The 22,296-nt window shown below is 52.9% G+C and carries 25 protein-coding genes and 1 other annotated feature; of the genes, 1 reads left to right on the forward strand and 24 read right to left on the reverse strand.

Features of this window, described 5'->3' with window-relative positions; all coding sequences use genetic code 11:
• Positions 1 to 3: 3 nt before the first annotated feature.
• From EHW56_RS11530 to EHW56_RS11550, 5 genes are all read right to left on the reverse strand, one after another.
• A complete protein-coding gene (locus EHW56_RS11530) occupies positions 4 to 1,152 on the reverse strand; it encodes a cupin domain-containing protein (RefSeq protein WP_152795712.1) in 1,149 nt (382 codons plus the stop codon).
• 112 nt (positions 1,153 to 1,264) lie between these two features.
• On the reverse strand, positions 1,265 to 2,632 hold the full coding sequence (gene purB, locus EHW56_RS11535; RefSeq protein WP_152795714.1) for an adenylosuccinate lyase: 1,368 nt from the start codon (positions 2,630 to 2,632) through the stop codon (positions 1,265 to 1,267).
• 25 nt (positions 2,633 to 2,657) lie between these two features.
• Complete coding sequence (hflD, locus tag EHW56_RS11540) at positions 2,658 to 3,302, reverse strand: high frequency lysogenization protein HflD (protein ID WP_046075327.1); 645 nt, start codon at positions 3,300 to 3,302, stop codon at positions 2,658 to 2,660.
• Positions 3,303 to 3,315: 13 nt separating this feature from the next.
• Positions 3,316 to 4,425 carry a tRNA 2-thiouridine(34) synthase MnmA gene (gene mnmA, locus EHW56_RS11545; RefSeq protein ID WP_152795716.1) on the reverse strand — a complete coding sequence of 370 codons (1,110 nt, stop codon included), beginning with the start codon at positions 4,423 to 4,425 and terminating at the stop codon, positions 3,316 to 3,318.
• 349 nt (positions 4,426 to 4,774) lie between these two features.
• Positions 4,775 to 5,389 (reverse strand): pseudouridine synthase, encoded by a 615-nt coding sequence (locus EHW56_RS11550; RefSeq protein ID WP_370517147.1) that lies wholly within the window; start codon positions 5,387 to 5,389, stop codon positions 4,775 to 4,777.
• A 274-nt stretch (positions 5,390 to 5,663) separates the two neighbouring features.
• On the opposite strand from EHW56_RS11550, the gene icd reads away from it, so the two are divergent.
• Complete coding sequence (gene icd / locus EHW56_RS11555; RefSeq protein WP_077638817.1) at positions 5,664 to 6,914, forward strand: NADP-dependent isocitrate dehydrogenase; 1,251 nt, start codon at positions 5,664 to 5,666, stop codon at positions 6,912 to 6,914.
• A gap of 66 nt (positions 6,915 to 6,980) precedes the next feature.
• Here icd and pseI read toward each other — a convergent pair whose 3' ends face one another.
• The 19 genes from pseI to lpxH form a co-directional block, all read right to left on the reverse strand.
• Complete coding sequence (pseI, locus tag EHW56_RS11560; RefSeq protein WP_152795718.1) at positions 6,981 to 8,033, reverse strand: pseudaminic acid synthase; 1,053 nt, start codon at positions 8,031 to 8,033, stop codon at positions 6,981 to 6,983.
• Complete coding sequence (pseH, locus tag EHW56_RS11565; protein WP_152795720.1) at positions 8,017 to 8,595, reverse strand: UDP-4-amino-4,6-dideoxy-N-acetyl-beta-L-altrosamine N-acetyltransferase; 579 nt, start codon at positions 8,593 to 8,595, stop codon at positions 8,017 to 8,019. Before pseH ends, pseI begins: the two co-directional genes overlap by 17 nt.
• The gene (gene pseG, locus EHW56_RS11570; RefSeq protein ID WP_152795722.1) at positions 8,586 to 9,662 is read right to left on the reverse strand and encodes a UDP-2,4-diacetamido-2,4,6-trideoxy-beta-L-altropyranose hydrolase; all 1,077 of its coding nucleotides are present in this window, start codon (positions 9,660 to 9,662) and stop codon (positions 8,586 to 8,588) included. The genes pseH and pseG overlap by 10 nt, the downstream gene beginning before the upstream one ends.
• On the reverse strand, positions 9,659 to 10,363 hold the full coding sequence (gene pseF / locus EHW56_RS11575) for a pseudaminic acid cytidylyltransferase (RefSeq protein ID WP_152795724.1): 705 nt from the start codon (positions 10,361 to 10,363) through the stop codon (positions 9,659 to 9,661). The genes pseG and pseF overlap by 4 nt, the downstream gene beginning before the upstream one ends.
• Positions 10,364 to 10,366: 3 nt before the next feature.
• Entirely contained in the window at positions 10,367 to 11,512 is a 1,146-nt protein-coding gene (gene pseC, locus EHW56_RS11580) for a UDP-4-amino-4,6-dideoxy-N-acetyl-beta-L-altrosamine transaminase (RefSeq protein WP_152795821.1), read from the reverse strand.
• A gap of 12 nt (positions 11,513 to 11,524) precedes the next feature.
• Complete coding sequence (pseB, locus tag EHW56_RS11585) at positions 11,525 to 12,520, reverse strand: UDP-N-acetylglucosamine 4,6-dehydratase (inverting) (protein WP_152795726.1); 996 nt, start codon at positions 12,518 to 12,520, stop codon at positions 11,525 to 11,527.
• A gap of 88 nt (positions 12,521 to 12,608) precedes the next feature.
• On the reverse strand, positions 12,609 to 12,923 hold the full coding sequence (locus EHW56_RS11590; RefSeq protein ID WP_046075332.1) for a HigA family addiction module antitoxin: 315 nt from the start codon (positions 12,921 to 12,923) through the stop codon (positions 12,609 to 12,611).
• Between the two features lie 13 nt (positions 12,924 to 12,936).
• A complete protein-coding gene (locus EHW56_RS15705) occupies positions 12,937 to 13,218 on the reverse strand; it encodes a type II toxin-antitoxin system RelE/ParE family toxin (protein WP_046075333.1) in 282 nt (93 codons plus the stop codon).
• 147 nt (positions 13,219 to 13,365) lie between these two features.
• Positions 13,366 to 13,989 carry a bifunctional phosphoribosyl-AMP cyclohydrolase/phosphoribosyl-ATP diphosphatase HisIE gene (gene hisIE, locus EHW56_RS11600; protein WP_046075334.1) on the reverse strand — a complete coding sequence of 208 codons (624 nt, stop codon included), beginning with the start codon at positions 13,987 to 13,989 and terminating at the stop codon, positions 13,366 to 13,368.
• Complete coding sequence (hisF, locus tag EHW56_RS11605) at positions 13,986 to 14,759, reverse strand: imidazole glycerol phosphate synthase subunit HisF (RefSeq protein WP_152795728.1); 774 nt, start codon at positions 14,757 to 14,759, stop codon at positions 13,986 to 13,988. The genes hisIE and hisF overlap by 4 nt, the downstream gene beginning before the upstream one ends.
• Complete coding sequence (hisA, locus tag EHW56_RS11610; protein ID WP_077667747.1) at positions 14,741 to 15,478, reverse strand: 1-(5-phosphoribosyl)-5-[(5-phosphoribosylamino)methylideneamino]imidazole-4-carboxamide isomerase; 738 nt, start codon at positions 15,476 to 15,478, stop codon at positions 14,741 to 14,743. Before hisA ends, hisF begins: the two co-directional genes overlap by 19 nt.
• A gap of 6 nt (positions 15,479 to 15,484) precedes the next feature.
• The gene (gene hisH, locus EHW56_RS11615) at positions 15,485 to 16,084 is read right to left on the reverse strand and encodes an imidazole glycerol phosphate synthase subunit HisH (protein ID WP_152795730.1); all 600 of its coding nucleotides are present in this window, start codon (positions 16,082 to 16,084) and stop codon (positions 15,485 to 15,487) included.
• On the reverse strand, positions 16,084 to 17,151 hold the full coding sequence (gene hisB, locus EHW56_RS11620; protein ID WP_077662197.1) for a bifunctional histidinol-phosphatase/imidazoleglycerol-phosphate dehydratase HisB: 1,068 nt from the start codon (positions 17,149 to 17,151) through the stop codon (positions 16,084 to 16,086). The genes hisH and hisB overlap by 1 nt, the downstream gene beginning before the upstream one ends.
• An 11-nt stretch (positions 17,152 to 17,162) precedes the next feature.
• Positions 17,163 to 18,215 carry a histidinol-phosphate transaminase gene (hisC, locus tag EHW56_RS11625; protein ID WP_172970024.1) on the reverse strand — a complete coding sequence of 351 codons (1,053 nt, stop codon included), beginning with the start codon at positions 18,213 to 18,215 and terminating at the stop codon, positions 17,163 to 17,165.
• A gap of 2 nt (positions 18,216 to 18,217) precedes the next feature.
• A complete protein-coding gene (gene hisD, locus EHW56_RS11630; RefSeq protein WP_077578094.1) occupies positions 18,218 to 19,534 on the reverse strand; it encodes a histidinol dehydrogenase in 1,317 nt (438 codons plus the stop codon).
• A gap of 6 nt (positions 19,535 to 19,540) precedes the next feature.
• Complete coding sequence (gene hisG / locus EHW56_RS11635; protein WP_077606935.1) at positions 19,541 to 20,437, reverse strand: ATP phosphoribosyltransferase; 897 nt, start codon at positions 20,435 to 20,437, stop codon at positions 19,541 to 19,543.
• 34 nt (positions 20,438 to 20,471) lie between these two features.
• Positions 20,472 to 20,610, reverse strand: a sequence feature (His leader region).
• Positions 20,611 to 20,753: 143 nt separating this feature from the next.
• The gene (locus tag EHW56_RS11640; protein ID WP_046075342.1) at positions 20,754 to 20,960 is read right to left on the reverse strand and encodes a hypothetical protein; all 207 of its coding nucleotides are present in this window, start codon (positions 20,958 to 20,960) and stop codon (positions 20,754 to 20,756) included.
• Between the two features lie 94 nt (positions 20,961 to 21,054).
• Positions 21,055 to 21,531: a YchJ family protein gene (locus tag EHW56_RS11645; protein ID WP_152795734.1), complete on the reverse strand. Its 477-nt coding sequence runs from the start codon at positions 21,529 to 21,531 to the stop codon at positions 21,055 to 21,057.
• 29 nt (positions 21,532 to 21,560) lie between these two features.
• Positions 21,561 to 22,295, reverse strand: a complete 735-nt coding sequence (gene lpxH / locus EHW56_RS11650; protein WP_152795737.1) for a UDP-2,3-diacylglucosamine diphosphatase — start codon at positions 22,293 to 22,295, stop codon at positions 21,561 to 21,563.
• Between the last annotated feature and the right edge of the window lies 1 nt (position 22,296).

Below are 22,296 nucleotides of genomic sequence, written 5' to 3' on the forward strand. Positions count from 1 at the left end.
CGGTTACTCTGGCGCTTCCTCGAGGGGATACCAGTAGCCGCGATTGACCCACAGCGTCAGCATCGGCCAAAACAGGCTATGGTCGGCGGCATCGCCGAGGATTTCCCAATCAATAAAGCGTTGATTGCATAACGCTGGGGTGAGTGACTCACATCCTGTGGGTAAATCAAAGCTTTCACCCAGCATAAAAATCATTTCAGGCTGGTCTGGGTGATAAAACGCACGCAACCCACTGAGTTTTTCCAGACAAAGCCCGTCTTGCATCGCGGCTTTGAGACTATCCGGTTGCCACTGTGGATCGGGGCTGAGTAAGTCGAGCTCATGCCGGGCTTGAGAGAGAAACTCGCCAATCCAGCGCTTTTTGCGGGTCTCGTCGTGCATGAGTGCGATCATCATCTCGTTCATTTGCGCGAGATGTTGTGGATCCAATGCCGCAGGCGCATCGGCTTGCGCTGGCATGGCTGGCCAATGGAAATGATTGTCTCCGGCTTCGTCGACAATCACTTGGTCAGCATAACTGCTCAGTAGCTCGCGGGCTTTTGGTGAGCGATAGCCAATCGAGTAGCTGAGCGAGGGCTCCAGCGTATCGCCTTCGTGTGGAAAGCCTGGCGGGATATAAAGAATATCGCCTGGTTCTAGCTCCACATCGATAATGGCGTCAAAGCCGGTGATCTGCTTGAGCCCGGTGTCTAAGTTAGCTTCTTGGTAATCACCTTTTGGCCCCACACGCCAACGGCGACGCCCTTGGCCTTGCACAATAAACACATCATACTGATCAATATGAGGCCCAACGCCGCCCTGAGGCTGGGAATAACACACCATGACATCATCAAATAGCCACTGTGGTAGCGAGGTAAATGCCTCAGCGAGATCACGCACGCCTGGGTGCCAGTGGTTAGCGGCTTGTACCACCAGTTGCGCATGCGTCGCTGGGAAATCATCGAAGTGCTCGAAAGGACCGTTCGCGACTTGCCACTTGCCGTTGGCTTGGGTCACGAGACGTGAGTCAATGTCTTCTTCCATCGCGAGTCCTGCGACTTCTTCAGGCTCAATGGGGTCGTTAAAATCGACTAACCCCTGGCGGATAACGGTGGGGCTTTGATGCCAATGTGTGGCCATGAATTCGGTGAGCGAGAACTGAAACTGATACATAACGACTTAGTTTACGAAATTTGCGGCAGTATAACGTGACGAGCAGGGTGGTGCGAGTGGGATAAAAAAACGGCCCCCATTATGGAGGCCGTGAGCATTGGACGCATTTTGCTTACAGTTTGTCAGTGAGCTTGACCGCATCGCCAATGTAGTTAGCCGGTGTCATTTGCTTCAAGCGTGCTTTCTCGTGCTCAGGCAAATCAAGGCTATCAACAAAGGTACGCATCCCCTCGCCATCAACTCGTTTGCCACGTGTCAGCTCTTTGAGCTTCTCGTAGGGCTTTTCTATCCCATAACGACGCATCACGGTTTGAATAGGCTCGGCAAGGACTTCCCAGTTCTGATCCAATTCCGCTTCGAGTGCGGCTTGGTTCACCTCCAGCTTGCTGATCCCTTTAAGGGTCGACGCATAAGCAATCATGGTGTAGCCCACACCCACACCGAGGTTACGTAATACGGTGGAGTCAGTCAGGTCACGCTGCCAGCGAGAAATCGGCAACTTTTGCCCAAGGTGAGAGAAAATGGCATTGGCTAGGCCGAGGTTACCTTCCGAGTTTTCAAAATCAATCGGGTTAACCTTGTGCGGCATGGTCGATGAGCCAATTTCACCCGCGATGGTTTTTTGCTTAAAGTGGCCCAGCGCAATGTAGCCCCAGATATCACGGTCAAAATCGATCAAAATGGTGTTAAAACGCGACACGGCATCAAAAAGCTCGGCAATATAGTCATGCGGCTCAATTTGGGTGGTGTACGGGTTCCAGTCAATACCTAATGAGGTCACAAAGGCTTCGCTGTAGGCATGCCAATCGATCTCTGGATAGGCCGACAAGTGCGCATTGTAGTTACCCACAGCGCCGTTGATTTTACCTAGGATTTCGCTACTTTGAACCTGCTTGATTTGGCGCGCCATGCGGTACGCCACGTTTGCCATCTCTTTACCCATGGTCGATGGAGACGCAGGCTGACCGTGGGTGCGTGAAAGCATGGGTACGTCGCGGAATTGTTGCGACAGGTCTTTGACGGCGTCCGCCAGACGTTGCATTTCTGGCAAAATTACCGTATCGCGTGCTTCTTTTAGCATCAGTGCATGCGACAGGTTATTAATGTCTTCAGAAGTGCAGGCAAAGTGAATGAATTCACTGACTGCGTTGAGTTCTGCGTTATCGGCAATCTTTTCTTTTAGAAAATACTCAACGGCTTTGACATCATGATTGGTGGTGCGCTCAATCTCTTTAATACGTGCGGCATCTTGTTCATCAAACTCAGCAGCAATGCGGTCGAGTTGGGCATTGGCGTCATGACTAAAAACAGGCACTTCTGCGATGCTGTCTGTCGCTGCCAGTTTTTGCAGCCAACGGATTTCCACGATGGTGCGGTATTTAAGCAATCCAAATTCACTAAAAATCGATCGCAACGCAATCGTTTTCGTACCGTATCGGCCATCGACCGGTGAAACAGCAGTCAGCGCTGACAGTTCCATTTTTTGTCTCCTGAGTTCAATCTGATTAGCTTCGGGCTAGAATGAGTTTGGCCTGCTCAACCATTTGTTTGCGACCAAAGATAAGGTGCCGGCGCTTACCGCCTACTTGACGCCATAGGACAGCACTGCGGATACCGGAAAGCAAGATGGCACGCACACGGTGTTGCACGCCAGTTTGCTGTAAATGTTGTGGGTCACCAGACACTTGAATGCGCGGTCCGAGAGGACTGATCACGTCGAGATAAATGCTGGCGAGATTGCTGATCATTTGCTCATCAAGCAAATCAAAATGGCTTACTTGACGCTCAATCGTTTCAATGCGATCGCCCAGTTGTGCCATGGCATCACGGCGGCTGGACAGTTTACGCTCCAGCGCCAACAAATTAATCAGGTAGCGCATGGTTTCGCTACCATTGCGGCTATTATCGAGTTGGCCAATGAGGGTTTCTAAACCAACATGAAGGCCCGACTCACCGCCACCGGTGACATTCCCTACTTCTCCACGAAATACGTCTAGGGTAGAAGAGGGATTGGTGATGATAATGCTACTCAGGCTCGTATTTAACGCGTCTTGGTCACAATATCCATTTCGAGATACGTCTTGCACCAGTTTTGCTGCCTGACAAATGCTGGCAAAAGCCAGGGTGCGATCATAAATCGTCTCTGCCACTGATCACGGCTCCTTAAATACGTTGCTCGATAATGCCACCGCCTAGGCACACATCGCCATCGTAAAAGACAGCGGATTGCCCCGGCGTTACCGCAATTTGCGGCTCGTCGAAGATAACTTTCACTGTATCATCACCAACGGGCGTGATAGTACACGATATATCGTGTTGACGGTATCGGGTTTTTACCGTGCAACGGCGGGTCTCGGTCACAATCTCACGATCGACCCAGTGCAATTGCGCCGCGATGAGCCCTTCTGAATAGAGTCGAGGATGATCATGGCCTTGACCGACGAGCAATACATTACGCGCGACATCTTTATCGACCACATACCAAGGGGCTTCGCTACCGTTGCCCCCCTTTAAGCCACCAATCCCTAAGCCTTTGCGCTGACCCAAGGTGTGGTACATCAAACCTTGGTGTTCACCAATGACGTCGCCCTCAGTGGTTTCGATAGGGCCGGGCTGCGCGGGTAAGTACTGCGACAAAAAGTCAGTAAACTTACGCTCGCCGATAAAGCAAATGCCGGTTGAATCTTTTTTCTTCGCCGTCACCAAGCCTTGCTCTTCCGCAATTTGGCGTACCTGCGGTTTTTCTAAATCGCCCACAGGGAACAGGCTACGTGCCACCTGATCGTGGCTGAGGGTATAGAGGAAGTAGCTCTGATCTTTGTTATTGTCCAAGCCGCGCAGCATTTGCGCTTTTTCGCCTTTTTCAGGGAAGGTGCGACGGACATAATGCCCCATGGCAATATAATCGGCATCCAGCACTTCGTCGGCAAACTCGAGAAACGCCTTAAATTTGATTTCTTTGTTGCAAAGAATATCAGGGTTGGGCGTACGACCTGCTTTGTATTCGGTTAGAAAGTGCTCGAAGACATTGTCCCAGTACTCAGCGGCAAAGTTAATGGTGTGGAGCTCGATGCCAAGCTTGTCACACACATCTTGCGCATCAGCCAAGTCTTCTGCAGCAGAGCAATACTCCTCGTTGTCATCCTCTTCCCAGTTTTTCATAAACAGGCCTTCTACCTGATAACCCTGTTGTTTCAACAAGTAGGCAGAAACGGAGGAATCAACACCGCCGGACATTCCGACAATCACTTTTTTGCTGCTGTTATCTGACATGGTGATCACAAATGCTGCTATCAATAAACGGACGCTGAGTTTAACAGAATCAAATCGCCGGATACAGATGTGATAGGGCTCACATGTTAGCCGTTATCCAAAGTGAGTAGATGAGTGGGTAGATGGTCGCGTGCCCTGCGACCGATGCAGCTTATATTAATACTATTGCTATCAATGGGGGTAAGTATTTGTGATTGGGTGCCGCGCAAAGACTTGTGAACCCCTTAGGTTTATCGACCGACTCCCGCACGCAGACACGCCGTATACCCATCCCTGGGGGCTCCGCCGCGCCATCCTTGGCGCGGAGGGTCTGTGTGCGAAAATCGGACGATGGTATGTTCAGGTATTCCTAGCGCTTATCTCGTTTCTTTGACGGTGCGCGCTTGGACGAGCGAGTGCGCCCACGCGGTGCTTTCCCTTTTGCGCCTTTGGGTTTAGGGGTGAACTGCTCGAAGCCTTTCGGGGGCGCAACCTCACGCCACTGGCCCGGTTGCAAATCATCCAGCTGCCATGGGCCGAGTTGGGCGCGAATCAAGCGCAATGTCGGGTGGCCGATGTGCGCGGTCATCCGGCGTACTTGCCGATTTCGCCCCTCTTGTAGCACCACCTTTAACCAAGTGGTGGGAATGTTAGCGCGATAACGCACCGGAGGGTGGCGTTCCCAAACGGCGGGTGGTGCCATTTTGGTGACATCGGCGGGCAGGGTGAGACCATCTTTCAGTTCGACACCGTTACAGAGCGCCTGAATTGCTTCATCGCTAGGCTCGCCTTCGACTTGTACCCAATAGGTTTTGGGCGACTTGGATGAAGGCTGGGTGAGTCTGGCTTGTAAAGCGCCGTTATTGGTGAGCACCAGCAACCCCTCGCTATCTTTATCAAGTCGACCAGCCGGGTACACATCTTTTACCGATACAATGTCGGCCAATGTACTGTCGCCTGGTTCGCCACTAAACTGGGTCAACATGTTATAAGGTTTGTTAACAAGTATCACTTTTGTGGCGAGGGCGGCCGCTCGGGGAGCCTTTCCACCCTTGGCCGATGGCGCTTGGGTGTTTGAAACAGCCTTTGACGCTGGCTGGGGGCGGGCTTTATATGGCATGAGGGCTGTCAAATAGATTAAACGGCAAATGAGACTTCCGTATTATACACGTAATAATCTGTTTGGCGTGTTGTATGAATTCGAGTATCCTCGACTCGCATCTTACACAAAGATAACAAATGGACGCTAGGAGATTAAAATGGAAAGTAAAGTAGTTGTACCGGCGGAAGGTCAGAAGATCACACTCGACGGCACAAAACTGGTAGTCCCTAACCACCCTGTGATCCCTTACATTGAAGGGGATGGCATCGGGATGGATGTTAGCCCTGCAATGATCAAAGTTGTTGATGCAGCTGTTGCTAAAGCCTATAACGGTGAGCGTAAGATTTCATGGATGGAAATCTACACCGGTGAGAAGTCCACCAAGGTATATGGTGACGATCAGTGGCTGCCAGCTGAAACCCTCGACTTTATTCGCGAATACAAAGTGGCAATCAAAGGGCCACTGACGACCCCAGTTGGCGGTGGTATTCGCTCATTGAACGTGGCGCTTCGTCAAGAACTCGACCTCTACATTTGTGCGCGTCCGGTACGTTACTTCACTGGCGTTCCTAGCCCACTGAAAAAGCCAGAAGATACTGACATGGTGATCTTCCGCGAAAACTCAGAAGACATCTACGCGGGTGTTGAGTTTAAAGCCGGCACGGCCGAAGCGGATAAAGTGATTAAGTTCCTGCGTGAAGAAATGGGTGCCAACAAAATCCGTTTCCCTGAGCAGTGCGGTGTAGGCATTAAGCCAATCTCAGAAGAAGGCACCAAACGTCTGGTTCGCGCCGCTATCGAGTACACCATCGATAACGACCGTGACTCACTGACTATCGTCCACAAAGGTAACATCATGAAGTTTACCGAAGGGGCGTTTAAAGATTGGGCCTATGAAGTGGCCAAAGAAGAATTTGGCGCCGAGTTGCTGGACGGCGGTCCGTGGATGACGATGAAAAATCCAAAGACTGGCAAACAAATCACCATCAAAGACTCCATCGCGGATGCCTTCTTGCAGCAAATTCTGCTGCGTCCCGCGGAATATGATGTGATTGCCACCATGAACTTGAACGGTGACTACGTATCTGATGCGCTTGCCGCGCAGGTTGGCGGTATTGGTATTGCCCCGGGTGCCAACATTGGTGACGGTGTGGCGCTGTTTGAAGCGACCCACGGCACGGCGCCGAAATACGCTGGTCAAGATAAGGTGAACCCAGGCTCACTCATTCTGTCTGCAGAAATGATGCTACGTCATATGGGCTGGTTTGAAGCGGCTGACTTGGTGATCAAGTCAATGGAAAAAACCATCGCCAATAAGACAGTGACCTATGACTTTGAACGTTTGATGGAAGGCGCGAGCCTGCGTAAATGTTCTGAGTTTGCTGACGAGATGGTCAAGCAGATGTAATCACTGATTCTCAGTGAGAAACGAAACCCGGCTCAGTTGCCGGGTTTTTTTATGAATATGCTCCAGCTAGTCTTCGATATCTTCCCACGACAATGCGGTGCCTTTGGTTAACGCGCGTGTTGCGCGCTTTCCGAGCACGGCATCATAGTGTTTCGGTGCCAACCCAAAGCCAGGGCGAATACTGCGCACATTAGCGGGCGTCAGTGGCTCACCGGGCGCGATATCCTCACAGACGTACAGAGAGCGCCTAAATTGCCGGTTGCTAGACTCGGCCTCTCGTGTGGTTAGAGCGCTTTGTCCTAACGCTCGCCACGCCGCGTGGGTTTGCTCACAAAGCGCACTGAGTGCCGGTGGCGTAAGCGAGAAAGCAGCATCCGGACCTCCCGAATCTTCAGAGAGCATCACATGTTTTTCAATCACGCACGCGCCGAGTGCGACGGCTGCGATCGCGGCGGTGTTGGTCAGCGAATGATCGGATAAGCCCGCCAAGGTTTGATAGCGGGTGGCTAAGGTTGGAATGGTTCGCAGATGGCTCTGTTCAATCGGCGCAGGGTAGGCGCTGATACAATGAAGCAACACCAGCTCACGACAGCCGTTATCACGGGCGGTCGCCACCGCCTCGGCGATCTCTGTCTCGTCAGCCATGCCGGTTGAGATGATCATCGGTTTACCGGTTTGCGCGGCATACCGAATCAAGGGCAAATCAATCGCCTCGAACGAGGCAATTTTATAGGCGGGTGCGTTAAGATCCTCGAGCAAGTCAATCGCTGAGCAATCAAAGGGAGAAGAGAATAGAGTAATGTCCTCTTTTCTCGCGTGATCAAATAACGGCTTGTGCCACTCAAACGGGGTTTGTGCCCAGCGATATAGCTGGTGGAGATTATAACCATCCCACAGTCCGCCTTTGATCTGAAACTCATCGTGGTCGCAATCAAGGGTAATGGTATCGGCGGTATAGCTTTGCATTTTGACCGCATCGGCACCGCAGGCTTTGGCCATGGAAATGGTTTGTTTGGCAAGCTCAAGGCTACCATTATGGTTCGCCGACATTTCGGCAATGATATAGGGAGGATGCTGGGGGCCGATCAAACGGCCTGCAATCTTAATGTCTTTGTTCATAAACCGCGTCGATATTCAGTTTGGTTTGAAGGGCGCTGGCGCCTTGCTGCCACTCATCAGCGGACAAAGACAGGCACACAATCTCGACTGTTTTTCCCTCAGGTAGGGAAAAGGTGCGTTGCCGACTTTGCGGCGTCTCACGAAAGCCAAAGCGTTGATGCAGCCGAACCACTCCCTGATTATGACTGAGCACTTCACAGTTCAATTGGGTCACGCCCAAGGTTTCAAATGCTAAGCTTAATGCGCCAAACTCCATGAGCGCACCGCTGCCACGTGGTGCATCGGGGGCGGCGTAAAAAGCCCAGGTCGCACTTGTCCTATTCCCGCTATCGAGGTCAAGGTTGACCACGCCAAGTGGCTTCTCCGATTGGTCGTCTACGCGTTTGTAGACGATATAGAAATAACGGTGTGTGTTGGCGAGCATATGGCTGAACCATGCTTGGTGCTCATCATGGCTAATTTCATGTTGGGTGTACATAAACTGGCGGACAGCGGGACGATTGCGCCAATGCCATAAAGTGTCACTGTCCGCGTGAGTCACCGCGCTAAAAATCAGTTGCATAAGTCATGCTCCAAGGCTGCGACGACACGCTCTGCGCCTTTTCCATCAGTGATCGCTGGCAAGATAGGAAGCTGATGCCAGTTTGCCGCAAGATGCTGCAGTGCAGACGCGTAATCTTGCCAGCGGGTGTGCTCACCGCGTCCTAAGTATTGATAGCCCGGCTGTCCGGCGAGATACTCGGCCATGGCGTGTTGGTTTTCCGCCACACACACCAAGGTACTAGGCACTCCCAAGCAGCTGCGCTCAATGGCAGTAACGCCGGCGGCTCCAAATGCGTAGCGTGCCCGTGCCATGTGGGCATCAAAGTCCGACAGTGCTTCCACCACACGAACTCCATCGGAGACAGACGCTTTACACAATGCGTCGCGGTCTGGGTTACGCCGTCCGGTGACAATTAATAGCGAAAAAGGCAGCCTCTCGAGCTTCTGCTCTTGTTCTAGGTGTTTCACCGCGTCCACGAGCTTGACGCTTTCACCGGTCGGATCCGTGCCGGAGAAAAAGGCGATCACCTTGTTTTCTCGCGGCGGCGGAGACTGATGTAAGGCGGCAAATGCTGGACGCAATAGTGCATAGTCAGGCCCCAACAAGCATCGGGTCTGTGGATTTAAAAGCTGTGACGCGTAGCGCGTAGTCAGGTCAGGCCAAGGGTTTTGATCGAGCAAAAACGCGCAATCGTGGGGCCTATTGGCTAAATCATCAACCACCATCACCGGACAGCCCAATTGGGTGTGAATCGATTGTTCCCAGTGGGCATCGAGGGCGTAATGGTCCACTACCATCAAATCCACCGGCTGGTTAGCCACGTATGCGGTTGTCTCTTCGGCATCTTGCTGCTGGCTCACACCAAGCCAATCGGTGTTGCTGAGCGAGTTTTTTGGGGCAGGCAACACCGCCACCGTTAAGCCTTGTTCATGGCTGACCGCTATCAAATTGCCGGGCAGGTCGCGACATACCAAGGTTACCTGATGACCCGACGCTTGTAGCATGCTAGCCAACACGTGCATGCGGCTGACGTGCCCGGTGCCTATCGCTTGGGAGGCATCGACTCGAATGGCAATATGGCTCATAGCAAGGCCTGTTGCTCCAACAGTTGATACATTAGCTCAGCGCGTAGCCAGTCATCCGGCTCATCAATGTCTTGCACGCGGTAATGAGGGATCAACACAGCTTTCGAGTGGGGCGCAAAAACCGGCTCGCGCGCTAAAAACGCACTTGGCGTGCCCCAGTAAAACATTCCCGCATCGTGGTACGCCGGTTGTAGGTCTTGTGAGCGCGTAGTGAAGTGCTCCGGCCATAACATGCTGACACTGCCATCGGCATCGACATGAATACTGCGCTGAATCGGAAAGGCGTAGCGGGTGGCGGCAAAACTGTATTTGACGGTGTCGCCGTCCAGTAACGCTAAGCCTTGGCGCAAGTCATCCGAGGTGACAAAGGGGGTGGTAGCATACAGGCAGCATACCGCGTGCAAAGGCGTTTGCTCTGGCGACGGGTTGAGCCACTGGATAGCATGCTCAAGCACATCCAAGGTCGTAGCGTGATCGCCGGCAATCTCGGCGGGGCGCACAAAAGGCACCTCAGCCCCTGCATCGCGCGCCACACTAGCAATGTCCTCGCAATCGGTGGAAACCAAGACGCGATCGAATAGTCCACTTTGACGTGCTGTCGCAATGGCATAAGTAATAATGGGCGCCCCGTTAAACCGTTTGAGGTTCTTGCCCGGAATGCGTTTGCTGCCACCGCGGGCGGGAATAATACATACATTCATCGGTCACGCATCCTCAATGGCTTTTTGTAGCGCAGCAATCACTGTATCTTGCTGTTGCTCGGTTAAATCGGGGTAAAGCGGCAAAGTGAGTGCCCGCGCGTAATACTGCTCGGCAAGCGGGAAGTCTCCGGGCTGGAAGCCCTGTGCCTGATAGTAAGGTTGCGTATGCACAGGAATATAGTGCACGTTCACGCCAATGCCTTGCACACGCATTGCCTCAAAAACGGTGCGGCGTGTGTCGGCGTGCTCAAGCTCAATCAAATACAAATGCCATGCCGACTCAGGATCTAAAATGGGTTGCTTAACGGGCAAATCCGCCAGCGCTTGGTGGTAGCGTTCAGCGAGTGCAAACCGTCTGGCAATAAAGGAACGAAGCTGGGTTAATTGTGAACGGCCAAGCGCGGCATGAATATCCGAGAGGCGATAGTTCATCCCCAATGCATGCTGTTCATACCCCCAAGGTGGCAGGGCAGCGTGGCTGTCTTCTGCATCACGGGTGATCCCGTGGCTACGCAACTGACGCAGCGCTTTCGCCAATGTAGCACGTTGGGTGGTGGCAACCCCGGCTTCTCCCGCGGTAACCACTTTGACCGGATGAAAACTAAACACGCTAATATCGCTGTACTGGCACCCACCCACTGCCGCGCCTTGATAGTGTGCGCCCATCGCATGTGACGCATCCTCAATAATGGCCACCTGATAACGCTTAGCGAGCGCGGCAATCTCAGCCATTGGTGCACTGGCACCGGCCATATGTACCACCACCAGCACCTTGGGTAAGGTGTAAGTAGCAGCCGCTTGCGCCAGTTTTTTCGCGAGCTGCTGAGGGCATAGGTTACGCGTGTGCGGGTCGATATCGACAAAATCCACTTCGGCACCACAGTATCGACCACAATTGGCTGACGCGACAAAGGTAATGGGCGAGGTCCATAAACGATCGCCTGGGCCTAACCCTAACGCCAGACAAGCGAGATGCAGGGCAGATGTGGCGCTATTAACAGCGACCGCATGCGCAGCCCCGGTGAGTTCGGCGACGGCGGCTTCAAAAGCCGGAACTTGCGGGCCTTGCGTCAGATAATCACTTTTTAGCACCTCAAGCACAGCGGCATAGTCTTGCTCACTAAGATGCTGCTTTCCGTATGGGATCAACGCCATACTCCTTTACTGCTCGGTGTCGAGTTGCAAAATGGCCTCGACGGTTAACACATCTGGGTTAGTGCCTGATTGATACTCAAAGCCCTCTGGCACGGGCTGTCCTTTTTCGCCCAACGCATTTTCTCGATAGTCATCATCGGCATCGTAGAACTTGATGGTGGGACAAATCACGTAATGGTCGGCAAATTCGAGCGTCAGATGCGCATCGTCAGCCGGACACATCACTTCATGCATTTTTTCGCCGGGGCGAATGCCTATCACCTTGACGTGTGTGTTTGGGGCATAGGCGCTGGCGAGATCCGTCAGACGAACTGATGGGATCTTAGGAACAAATATTTCCCCGCCATACATGCGCGAAAAGTTTTTCAGCACAAAATCCACCCCTTGTTGCAAGGTAATCCAAAAGCGGGTCATTTCAGGATGGGTAATGGGCAAATGATCCGCGCCTTCCGCTGCCTTTTTCTTAAACAAAGGCACCACAGAGCCGCGCGAGCCGACCACATTGCCATAGCGCACCACCGAAAAACGTGTCTTTTGGCCCCCGGTCATATTGTTAGCGGCGACAAACAATTTATCTGAACACAGTTTGGTGGCGCCATAGAGGTTATTGGGGCTGGCGGCTTTATCGGTCGAGAGCGCAATCACCTTTTCGACTCCGTTGGCAATCGCGGCACGAATCACATTCTCTGCGCCGTGAATGTTGGTCTTGATACACTCCATCGGGTTGTATTCGGCGGCAGGTACCTGCTTGAGCGCAGCAGCATGAATCACATAATCAATGCCTTGCATCGCTTGCATTAAACGATCGCCATCACGCACATCGCCAATAAAATAGCGCATGCAAGGGGCGTTAAAGGTTTGCTGCATTTCATATTGCTTGAGCTCATCGCGAGAGAGCACCACGAGGCGGCGTGGTTGATAGCGTTCAAGCAGGGTGCGGACGTACTTTTTACCAAAAGAACCAGTACCGCCGGTGATCAGAATGGATTTGCCGTTAAACATAGGACGCCTTGTCACTAACTGTCGGGAATACAGGCAGTTTAACTGATCTGAGCAGGATTTGGCGATCTGCTACGGCTATGACGCGCGATTAAGCGACATCAAGCGGTTTTATTTTTGCTACCTCGTGTTTAATTGATTGCGACGCCTCCCAAAGATCAACGGCCCTTTGCGCATTGAGCCAAAACTCAGGCGAGTTACCAAACAGACGTGCGAGACGAAGCGCCAGCTCCGGGCTCACGGCTTTACGCTCATCCAATACGGCAGTCATCGATTGATGAGAGACGCCCAAAGCATCAGCCAATTGTTCTACGCTCAAGTCGTAATCGGGCAGAAAATCTTCGCGCAACATGGCTCCAGGATGCGTCGGTTGGCGTTGCATGCCAGCTGTGTTGAAAATCGTCATCACTGTTACCTCATTAGTGGTAGTCGCAAACCTCGACGTCATACGCGTCACCGTCTTCAAAACGAAAGCAAATGCGCCACTGTTTGTTTATCGCTATTGCATGTTGCCCTTGTCTGTTTCCTGACAAAGCGTGAAGGCGATTACCGGGCGGTACCGTGAGATCATCGAGTTGTGTGGCGAGATCGATATACTCCAACTTTCTTGCCGCACGTACCGCCAGCTCGGCAGGGAACCTCTTTGACGCTCCCTTTGAGTATAGTGCCTGCGTTCGTTTATCTGCGAATGATTTGATCATGCATCAAACGTATTTTCGCATGGGATGGGCGTCAATCAAAGGCGTGTATTATCTCTTAAATTGCGAGTGAGATAACTTGCGTCACACAAAGCGCCGCATGTGGGCGGCGCTTTGAAGGGGCCTTGTTTACGCTAACGTGCGTGGTCGTTAGCCTTGATGGCGAGAGGCGAGGACTTCGGTCACTTGATGGAGGCTAAGCTCTTGGTCTTGCAGCAATACCAACAGGTGATAGAGCAGGTCGGCGCTTTCGTTTAATAGCTCGGCTTTATCGCCTGCCGTGGCAGCGAGGGCGACTTCGACCCCTTCTTCCCCCACTTTTTGCGCGATACGCTTGGTGCCTTTGGCAAATAAGCTTGCGGTGTAAGAGTCATCAGGCGCGGCATCTTTGCGGCTGGCAAGCACTTGCTCTAGGCTCGACAAAAAGCCGGGCCCCGTGTGTGGTGGTTTATTATCACTGTCAAAGCAGGTGGTCGTGCCGAGGTGACAGGTGGGCCCGTGTGGTGTCGCCGTGACCAACAAGGTGTCTTGATCGCAATCGAGTGCAATGTGCTCAAGGCTTAATACATGGCCGGAGCTTTCGCCTTTTACCCAAAGACGCGATTTACTGCGCGACCAAAAGGTGACGCGACCGGTTTCGAGCGTCGCGTTCAGTGCATCGGCATTCATGTAGCCCAGCATCAATACTTGGCCGCTATCGCTGTGTTGGATAATCGCAGGCACCAAGCCGGCGTTTTTCTCCCAATCGATACGTTCTACCCACGTCGCCGTCATACTCTTACCTCGATCCCTTGTTGCTTTAATGTTTGTTTTAATTCGCTTATCGCGATGATTTGCTTGTGAAACACCGAGGCGGCCAGCGCGCCATCGACATTCGCTTGTAAAAAGGCGTCGGCGAAATGCGACATTTCCCCCGCACCGCCGGAGGCAATCAGGGGCACCTGACAGCGCTCTCTCACCATTTTGAGTTGGGTTAAGTCATAGCCTTGGCGCACGCCATCGCGGTTCATCATATTGAGTACGATTTCGCCTGCGCCTCGCTGTTGGACTTCCTCAACCCAGGCAGCGGTTTGCCAAGGCGTGGCCTGAGTGCGGCTTTCATCGCCAGTAAATTGATAGACGTGATATTGCCCGGTCGCTTCATCGAAGAAAGAATCAATCCCGACCACCACGCACTGCACGCCAAACTTATTGGCCAGCCGCGTGATCAAACTTGGGTCGGCCAAGGCCGGTGAGTTAACCGATATTTTATCCGCGCCGAATTCCAAGATTTGTTGGGCATCGGCTTCGGATTTAATTCCACCGGCGACGCAAAAGGGGATATCAATTACTTCCGCGACGCGACTAACCCAGCTTTTATCGACCACCCGGCTGTCACTGGAGGCGGTGATGTCATAAAACACCAACTCGTCAGCACCTTCTTCGGCGTAGCGTTTTGCGAGCGGGACGATATCGCCGATGATTTCGTGATTGCGAAATTGCACGCCTTTCACCACTTGTCCGTCGCGGACGTCCAAACAAGGAATTATCCGTTTTGCCAGCATGCGATCGCCTCCTCTGCGCTAAAGTTGCCTTCCAGTAGGGCGCGGCCGACGATCACGCCTGCGACGCCAGTGTTGCGTAAGGCGCGAATGTCTTCGAGACTGCCAATGCCGCCTGATGATTGAAACGCAATGCTCGGATAGCGCTGACACAAGTCGCGGTAAAGCGCCACATTACTGCCTTGTAAGGTGCCATCGCGGGAAATGTCGGTGCATAGCACATGCTTGAGCCCGACGGACAAATAATCGTCGAGGAGCGCTTCAATGGTGACGCCGGAGTCTTGTTGCCAGCCGGACACCGCCACGCGTCGCGTCCCGTCGCTGTCGATATGAATGTCGAGTGCCAATACAATGCGGTCAGGGCCGTAGGTTTGCATCCAGCCTTTGACTAAATCGGGGGATTTGACCGCGGTGGAGCCGATCACTACGCGCTGCGCGCCGGTATTCAGCAGCTCAATCACGTCCATTTCGGTGCGCACGCCACCGCCAATTTGGATGTTGGCAGGCGTTGATTGCAAGATCTCGGTGATTAAATCGACCTGACGCGCGGTCGGATCTTTGGCACCGGTTAAATCCACGAGGTGCAACCAGTCCGCGCCTGCTTGATGGTAACGTGCAAACTGCTCACGCGGGTCAAAACCGTAGTCGGTTTTTTGCTGATAATCCCCTTGATAAAGGCGCACCACTTGGCCGTCTATCAAGTCGAGTGCTGGTATAATCATCCTTGCTTACATCTCCAAAAAATTCTGAATCAAACGCGCGCCTACTTTGCCAGAGCGCTCAGGGTGAAACTGAACCCCGTAGTAGTTGCCTTGATTGATTGCTGCACTGAACGCATGGCCATAATGACATTGTGCCAAGGTGTAATCGCCGACCGGCATCGCGTAACTGTGGACAAAGTAAAAGTGGCTACCCGCGACAATGCCATCGAACAGAGGATGGTCATTAAAGGTGGCAACCCGGTTCCAACCCATATGAGGCAGAGGCTGCCCCGCGGTATCCATCAGTTTGGTGGGAGCGGGGATGTGGCCGAGGCACTCGACCGGGCTGTCGCCTTCATCCGAGTAAGTGCCTAGCATTTGCATGCCAAGGCAAATCCCCAGCAGCGGTTGCTCCACTTGCTTAACTAAATCCACCAAGCCGCGTTCGGTCAAGTTTTTCATCGCTTCGCTGGCCGTGCCGACACCGGGCAAAAAGAGCTTATCCGCCCCTAGCACCACGTCTGGATCGCGGCTTAATGTGGCTTGATACCCCAAACGCTCAACAGCAAAGCGCACCGAGGAGACATTGGCGCAGCCGGTATCGATAATGACAGTCTGTTTGCGCATTACAGCACTCCTTTACTGCTTGGCAGGGCGTCGCCCTCGACCTTGATGGCTTGACGCAGGGTGCGGCCAAAGGCTTTAAATAAGCTTTCCACCAAGTGGTGGGTGTTTTCGCCCGACACCGTCAGATGCAGGGTACAGGCCAAGGTGTCGGTCAATGAGCGGAAAAAGTGTCCCACCATCTCGGTAGACATATCGCCCACTTGTGGCTGTGGGAAGCTGGCTTCAAATTTCAAATAGGGGCGTCCGGACAAATCCAATGCACATTGCGCCAAGCATTCATCCATCGGCAGGCTAAAGCCAAAGCGGCCAATACCGCGTTTATCTCCCAGCGCCCGTTTGAGTGCGTCGCCCAACGCGAGGGCGGTATCTTCAATGGTGTGGTGGTCGTCGATGTGCAAATCGCCTTTGACGCGAACGTTGAGCTGAAAGCCGCCGTGGGTGGCGATTTGATCCAACATGTGATCAAAAAAGCCCAGTCCGGTTTCAATGCGACTGCCGCCACTCTTATCCAGGTTAACATCCACCTGAATATCGGTTTCTTTGGTGGTGCGAGTGACGCTGGCCAGTCGCGGCTGCTGGGTGAGACGCTCGACAATCTGTGACCAGCCCATCACGTCACGTTGATATTTGATGCCTTGTAGCGCCATATTGTTCGCTAAGGTGATATCGGTGTCGCGATCGCCAATCACAGCCGATTGGGCGAAATCAATCCGGCCTTGCTGCAGATAGTCTTTCACCAAGCCTAATTTGGGCTTGCGGCAGCTACAGTCATCGCTGTCAAAGTGCGGGCAAATCAGTACGTTTTCAAAATGGATCCCTTGCGAGCGAAACAGCGCCATCATCATGTTGTGTGGCGCATCAAAGTCCGCTTGCGGGAAGCTCTCGGTCCCTAAGCCGTCTTGGTTGCTCACCATCACCAAGGTGTAACCCGCCGCTTGCAGGCTCAGCAATGCAGGGATCACGCCCGGCTCAAGGGCCAATTTATCGAGGCGATCCACTTGATAGTCTTCAGGCGGCTCCACAATTAAGGTGCCATCACGGTCAATAAATAAAATCTTGTCTTTCACAGTGGTTGTCCTTATTCACTGAGTTGCTGGCGGATAAAGGCCAACACTTTTTCACATTCGTCACGGTTACCAATACTGATACGCAAGCTGTTGGCCACGGCGGTCTGGCGCACAATCATGCCTGCACGTCCTAAACGTGCGAACACCGCGTCGGCATCATCCAGCGTGATGAGTAGATAATTACCAAAGCCCGGATGTACCTCAACGCCCGGCAGCATACTAAGGCCGGCTTGCAGGTAGGCACGGTTGGCGGTCAAGTCCAAAACCTGATATTTCATCCGCGCCAAACCGGCCTCGGAGAGCGCTTGCTCGGCAATCTCTGCCACCGGTACCGGCACGGGATACGGCGGGATCACCTTAAGCATCAAGTTAATAATAGCGGGGCTGGCGAGGGTAAAGCCGCAACGCAGTCCCGCCAGAGCGAACGCTTTGGATAGGGTGCGCAAAATAGCCAGATTCTCAAAGCGTGCGAGCAAGTCGGTGCAGGTCGCTTCTGGACTAAATTCAATATAGGCCTCATCCAGCACCACAATCGCGCGATCTTGAGTGCGGGTGAGTAGCGCCTCAATGTCGTCGCGGTTAATCAGATTGCCGGTCGGATTATTGGGGCTACACACGAAGATAAGCTTGATGTTGGCATCTGCCTCCAATGCGCTATCAATACCTGCCATGTCCAGCTGCCAGTCGGCGGTGAGCGGCACTTGGGTGGTGGCGATCCCTTGATTTTCCGCACTGACCGCATACATGCCATAGGTAGGTGGACAAATCAGCACGCTATCTTGGTTTGGCTCGCAAAAGGCACGCAGCAACAAATCAATCCCTTCATCGGCGCCACGAGTGGTGATGACTTGGTTCGTTTCGACGCCTGCATAATCCGCATAGGCATTGATCAATGCATTGGGCTGACAGCTGGAGTAGCGATTGAGTCCCTGACCGCTTACGGTGTAAGCGTTGTCAAAGGGTGACTCGTTAGCATTGAGCCAAACATCCCCGCTACCGCCAATGCGGCGGGCTGACTGATAGGGAGTAAGCGCTTGTACTTGCTCACGGGCGAGTTTTTCGATGCTCATACTAATGGATCCTCCGAAGCTTGAGCTTGTTGCAGCTTAGTGAGACGAATCTCGACTGCTTGGCGGTGTGCATCCAAGCCTTCTGCTTCGGCAATACGCATCACTGTCGGGCCCAGTGTTTGCAAACCGGTGTCGCTAAGCTCTTGCACCGTCATTCGCTTGGTAAAGTCGGCTAGCCCAAGGCTGCTGTAGGTGCGCGTATAACCATAGGTGGGGAGCACGTGATTCGTGCCCGAGGCGTAATCGCCCACAGACTCGGGCGAGTATGCGCCCAAGAAAATCGAGCCAGCATTATCCAACAGGGGTAACAAATCCCTTGGTTGTTGGGTTTGCACAATCAAGTGCTCCGGCCCATAGCGGTTAGAAATCGACACGCATTGGGTGAGAGTATCGGCAATAATAATCACACTGCTGCCCAGCGCTTGCTTGGCAATTTCCGCACGGCTGAGCGTGGTTAACTGCTGCTGCACCGCATCCGCCACTTTCTCTGCCATCTCTGGCGCCGGGGTCACCAGCACCACTTGCGAATCGGGGCCGTGCTCCGCTTGGCTGAGTAAATCGGCGGCAACAAAGTCTGGATCCGCGCCGGCATCGGCAATCACTAACACTTCCGAGGGGCCGGCAGGCATGTCCATGGCCGCGCCATTGGCGGCAAGGCTCACTTGACGTTTGGCTTCGGTGACATAGGCATTACCCGGGCCAAAGATCTTATCCACCTTGGTCACGCTTTGAGTGCCAAAGGCCATCGCCGCCACCGCCTGTGCGCCGCCCAGGGTATAAATTTCATCAATCTCACACAGTTTGGCACAGTATAAGATTTCATCGGCCACCGGCGGTGGGGTACACAGCACTACTTTTCGGCAGCCAGCAATTTGTGCGGGCACGCCTAACATCAATACGGTCGAGGGCAAGGGAGCGCTACCGCCAGGAATATACAGCCCCACGCGGTTAATCGGGCGGGTAATGGATTCGCACACCACCCCCGGCATGGTTTCGACTTTCAATGGCTGCGCTTTTTGCGCACGGTGAAAGGTGCTGATGTTATCGTAGGCTTGGCGCAGGGATAGCTTGATATCTTCATCCAAGCGCGCTTCGGCGTCGGCCAAGGTCGCTTTGTCGAGTTTGATGCTATCGAGTTCGACACCATCGAACTTTTGGGTCAATGCTTTTAAGCTTTCATCTCCCCGCTCACGGACATCGGCGATGATCTCGCTGACACTGGCTTGGGTTTGCGCGCCGGTTGTGATAGCCGGACGGCGCATTAAGCCTTCTTTTTGTGATTCTCCGAGTGATTTCCAGACCACAGTACGCATCGTGATTTACTCCATCATCTTTTCAATCGGCAGGACCAAAATTGAGCTTGCACCCAACTGCTTCAGTTTTTCCATGGTTTCCCAGAACAGATTTTCGGTACTGACTAAATGCACCGCGACACGGCTCTTTTCGTGGGCTAATGGTAAGATGGTGGGATCTTCCGCGCCGGGGAGTAGCTCGACCACTTGCTCTAAGGTTTCGCTGGGCGCGTGGAGCATGATGTATTTGGACTCTTTGGCTTGGATGACACCTTGCATGCGGGTGAGCAAGCGTTCAATCAATGCGGTTTTCTCTTCACTGAAGCTGCCTTCACGCTGGATCAATACCGCTTTTGAGCGGAATATGACTTCGGCTTCTTTCAAGCCATTGGCTTCTAAGGTGGCACCGGTTGAGACTAAGTCACAAATCGCATCGGCTAGTCCCGCACGCGGCGCGACTTCGACGGAGCCATTGAGCATACAGGTGCTAAAGTTTACCCCCTGTTTGTCCATATAGGCTTTGAGAATATTGGGGTAGGTGGTGGCAATCCGTTGGCTGGCCAGATCTTGTGGACCGTTATAGCTTTGGTCTTTATCGAGGGCGATAGAGAGACGGCAGCCGCCGAAATCGAGTCGGCGCAGCAGTTGATATTGGCTCGGCTCGCCCAGCTTGATGCGCTCAAGGCGTACTTCTTCTAATTCGTTTTCGCCAATCACCCCTAAATCAACCACGCCGTCCATGATAAGGCCCGGGATATCATCGTCACGGACCAGCAGCAGATCGATGGGCATGTTTTCGGCGTGGACCACTAAACGCTCACCGGTGTAATTGATTTTTACCCCGCAGCGTTTAAGCAGCTCTTGGCACTCCTTGGCGAGGCGGCCCTTTTTTTGGATGGCGATACGTAAGCGTTGTGTTTGCATGTGTGCTTCCTTGTCTAAAAATGAAAAGCTAAAAAAGAAAAAACCCTCGGAAGACGGTGCTCCCGAGGGTCTGAATCTGTTAGCTGGCTAATGACCGACGGAAGCGCTTTTTACTCGTCTTCCAGTCGAAACCATTCCTCCCGAAAGACTAGTCAGGATGATGGTGGTGATGCATTGTCATTAGCGATGAAGTCATTTTTTGATGTCCATTTACGTTGGTCAATCTCGTTTCTTTTTTGACAATATCAAAGTCAGCTTAGATTGCAACTACAAACATGGAGATTTTTTCACCGCCTAGCATGACAAGCGGCGACGCCTAGACATAAACATCCAGCGAGCCATCATCTTTTTTGCGTGGCGCGCTCTCTTTTTCGGCCTGCGGCGACGCATGGTGATCCGATGGGTCATCTAAGCGACGCTGCTTGCGCTCTTCAATATGGGCTTGTTTTCGAATTGCCCATACTTTAGTTGGCGGTGCATGTGGTGTGCGATACACGGGACTGAGATTGCCGAGCCAATTCATGATTCATCCTCCTCTGGTCTTACTATCAGTATCGACCAAGGAAAAGAATTCTTGATTGATTTTTGACCAGCTTTTGGTCAGAGGGTGAAAGAAACTAGCCGCAACACTTTTTAAACTTACGTCCGCTGCCACACGGGCAGGGATCGTTGCGCCCCGCTTTGACATGGCCGGGAAACACACCATCGATATATCGCCACTGACGCTGTCCATCGATCGTCTCTTTGACAAAACGAGAGCGCTCATGCAGAGATTGGGGCTGGCCGTGCGCGATAAAGTGGGCTTTAAAGGTGACAAAGCCAAGTTCACCTTGTTGCAACACCTCGCTATCTACGACCTCGAGCGACTGCCACTGGTGCTGGGTCATGTTGGTGATGTCATCACGAAACGATTCGGCGCCGCATTCACTGTGGTAGGTCTCAACAATAAAATCCACCAAGCCTTTGGGGTGTGCGCTGTAACGTGCACGCATCAATTGCTCCGGATGGATAGCATTGGCGGGGTTCTGATGAATGGGCGCGCAGCAATCTTGATAGGGTTTATGGCTGCAACAAGGGCATAAATCAGTTTGCATAACTATCTCTTAACCAGTCGCTGAACGGTTTAAAAATGGGTAAAGTCGCGGGTTTGCAAGTCACAATCTTGTTCATTGCACACCAACACAGAGCCGTGTTGATACCAATCGCCTAGCACAATACGTCGGTACTCGGTGCCGTGTTGGTGCCACTGGTGGATATGAGGGCGATGGGTGTGGCCGTGAATCATATGGCGTACATTGGCGTTATCCAACTGGCGCTGCACCTCTTGCGGCGTGACATCCATGATGGAGGTTGACTTTTGTTGGTTGGCATTGGCACTGCCCGCGCGCATTTTGGCCGCAATCTTGCGGCGCCACGTCAGTGGTAGGCTCAGAAATAGTCGCTGCAACCAGCGCTGGTGGACTTTGCGTCGAAATGCCTGATAATCAACATCCTCGAGGCACAAGGTATCTCCGTGCAGGATCAGGGTGGGGGTGCCATATAAATCGATGCACTCAAGCTCGCTTAACAGCGTTACGCCGGTTTCTCTAGCAAAGCGTTGGCCAATTAAAAAATCACGATTGCCATGAATAAAGTACACTGGCACGCCTTGCTCAGTCACCGCGGAAAACGCCGCTTTAATCTGTCGATGAAACGGGCTGTTGTCGTCATCACCAATCCAAACCTCGAATAAATCCCCCAGAACATACAGGGCGTCGGCATTTATCGCCTCTTGCTTCATAAATCGTTCGAAGCAGTCAGTGATATCTTGCCGCGTCGGGCTTAAGTGTAAATCAGCAATGAAGAGGGTATGAGACATG

Source organism: Salinivibrio sp. VGrn1 (assembly GCF_009377995.1).
In the GTDB taxonomy this organism is placed as follows: domain Bacteria; phylum Pseudomonadota; class Gammaproteobacteria; order Enterobacterales; family Vibrionaceae; genus Salinivibrio; species Salinivibrio siamensis.

Excerpts from the sequence above, each read along its gene's own strand:
- hisIE (WP_046075334.1), bottom strand. The coding sequence starts at position 13,989 with ATGACGGCGACGTGGGTAGAACGTATCGATTGGGAGAAAAACGCCGGC.
- EHW56_RS11640 (WP_046075342.1), bottom strand. The coding sequence starts at position 20,960 with ATGAATTGGCTCGGCAATCTCAGTCCCGTGTATCGCACACCACATGCA.
- EHW56_RS11530 (WP_152795712.1), bottom strand. The coding sequence starts at position 1,152 with ATGTATCAGTTTCAGTTCTCGCTCACCGAATTCATGGCCACACATTGG.
- mnmA (WP_152795716.1), bottom strand. The coding sequence starts at position 4,425 with ATGTCAGATAACAGCAGCAAAAAAGTGATTGTCGGAATGTCCGGCGGT.
- pseH (WP_152795720.1), bottom strand. The coding sequence starts at position 8,595 with ATGCAACTGATTTTTAGCGCGGTGACTCACGCGGACAGTGACACTTTA.
- pseB (WP_152795726.1), bottom strand. The coding sequence starts at position 12,520 with ATGTTTAACGGCAAATCCATTCTGATCACCGGCGGTACTGGTTCTTTT.
- lpxH (WP_152795737.1), bottom strand. The coding sequence starts at position 22,295 with ATGTCTCATACCCTCTTCATTGCTGATTTACACTTAAGCCCGACGCGG.
- hisD (WP_077578094.1), bottom strand. The coding sequence starts at position 19,534 with ATGCGTACTGTGGTCTGGAAATCACTCGGAGAATCACAAAAAGAAGGC.
- icd (WP_077638817.1), top strand. The coding sequence starts at position 5,664 with ATGGAAAGTAAAGTAGTTGTACCGGCGGAAGGTCAGAAGATCACACTC.
- hisG (WP_077606935.1), bottom strand. The coding sequence starts at position 20,437 with ATGCAAACACAACGCTTACGTATCGCCATCCAAAAAAAGGGCCGCCTC.
- hisA (WP_077667747.1), bottom strand. The coding sequence starts at position 15,478 with ATGATTATACCAGCACTCGACTTGATAGACGGCCAAGTGGTGCGCCTT.
- EHW56_RS15705 (WP_046075333.1), bottom strand. The coding sequence starts at position 13,218 with ATGATCAAATCATTCGCAGATAAACGAACGCAGGCACTATACTCAAAG.
- EHW56_RS11645 (WP_152795734.1), bottom strand. The coding sequence starts at position 21,531 with ATGCAAACTGATTTATGCCCTTGTTGCAGCCATAAACCCTATCAAGAT.
- EHW56_RS11550 (WP_370517147.1), bottom strand. The coding sequence starts at position 5,389 with ATGTTGACCCAGTTTAGTGGCGAACCAGGCGACAGTACATTGGCCGAC.
- EHW56_RS11590 (WP_046075332.1), bottom strand. The coding sequence starts at position 12,923 with ATGACGATTTTCAACACAGCTGGCATGCAACGCCAACCGACGCATCCT.
- hisF (WP_152795728.1), bottom strand. The coding sequence starts at position 14,759 with ATGCTGGCAAAACGGATAATTCCTTGTTTGGACGTCCGCGACGGACAA.
- purB (WP_152795714.1), bottom strand. The coding sequence starts at position 2,632 with ATGGAACTGTCAGCGCTGACTGCTGTTTCACCGGTCGATGGCCGATAC.
- pseF (WP_152795724.1), bottom strand. The coding sequence starts at position 10,363 with ATGAATGTATGTATTATTCCCGCCCGCGGTGGCAGCAAACGCATTCCG.
- pseG (WP_152795722.1), bottom strand. The coding sequence starts at position 9,662 with ATGAGCCATATTGCCATTCGAGTCGATGCCTCCCAAGCGATAGGCACC.
- hisH (WP_152795730.1), bottom strand. The coding sequence starts at position 16,084 with ATGCGCAAACAGACTGTCATTATCGATACCGGCTGCGCCAATGTCTCC.
- pseI (WP_152795718.1), bottom strand. The coding sequence starts at position 8,033 with ATGAACAAAGACATTAAGATTGCAGGCCGTTTGATCGGCCCCCAGCAT.